Here is a 1103-nt window from a genome sequence, read left to right on the forward strand (position 1 = left end):
CGCACCCACCAGCCGCCAACGTGGTGAGGAGAAGCCACGGAGGTGACCCGCCATGAAAGCACTCGTCTACCACGGACCGGGGAAGTCGGCCTGGGAGACCGTCCCGGACCCCGACGTCCAGGACGCCGGTGACGCCGTCGTACGCGTCGACACCACGACCATCTGCGGCACCGACCTGCACATCCTCAAAGGCGACGTGCCCGAGGTGCGCCCCGGCACGGTCCTCGGCCACGAGGCCGTGGGCGAGGTCGTCGAGACCGCGCCCGGCGTGACGTCCGTCCGCCCCGGCGACCGCGTGCTCATCTCCTGCATCTCCGGCTGCGGCCGCTGCCGCTTCTGCCGCGAGGGCGCCTACGGGCAGTGCCGGGGCGGTGGCGGCTGGGTGCTCGGCCACCACATCAACGGCACCCAGGCCGAGTACGTCCGCGTCCCGAACGCCGACGTCTCCCTGCACCCGCTCCCGGCCGCCGTCCCCGGCGCCGACGCCGTCCTGCTCTCCGACATCTTCCCCACGGCCTACGAGGTCGGCGTGCTCAACGGGCGCGTCCGCCCCGGCGACACCGTGGTCATCGTCGGCGCCGGCCCCATCGGCCTCGCCGCCGTCGCCGCAGCCCGCCTCTACTCACCCGGCCGGATCATCGTCACCGACCTGGCCCCCGCCCGCCTCGACGCCGCCAAGCGCCTCGGCGCGGACGTCATCGTCAGCGCGGCCGAAGACCCGGCCCGCCTCGTCGACGACCTCACCGACGGCCTCGGCGCCGACGTCGTCATGGAGGCCGTCGGCGTCCCGGACACCTTCGAGCTGTGCACCCGCATGGTCCGCCCCGGCGGCCACGTGGCCAACATCGGCGTCCACGGCAAGCCTGCGACCCTCCACCTCGAAGACCTCTGGATCAAGAACCTCACGATCACCACCGGCCTCGTCGACACCTTCTCCACCCCGATGCTGCTGGACATGCTCGCTGCCGGCCGCCTCCCCGCGTCCTCCCTCGTCACCCACAGCTTCCCGCTGCACGAGATGGAACGCGCCTACGAGGTCTTCGCCCACCCCGCCGAAACCGACGCCCTGAAAGTCGTCCTCACCAGCGAAAACCTCCCCCAAC

Annotated in this window: 1 protein-coding gene; it reads left to right on the top strand. The window is 72.3% G+C overall.

Annotated elements, in window-relative coordinates; genetic code table 11:
* Positions 1 to 52: 52 nt before the first annotated feature.
* A partial coding sequence (locus GL263_RS27035; protein ID WP_182858358.1) for a zinc-dependent alcohol dehydrogenase family protein occupies positions 53 to 1103 on the top strand: 1051 nt, incomplete at its 3' end.

This window comes from Streptomyces durbertensis (genome assembly GCF_014156695.1).
Taxonomy (GTDB): domain Bacteria; phylum Actinomycetota; class Actinomycetes; order Streptomycetales; family Streptomycetaceae; genus Streptomyces; species Streptomyces durbertensis.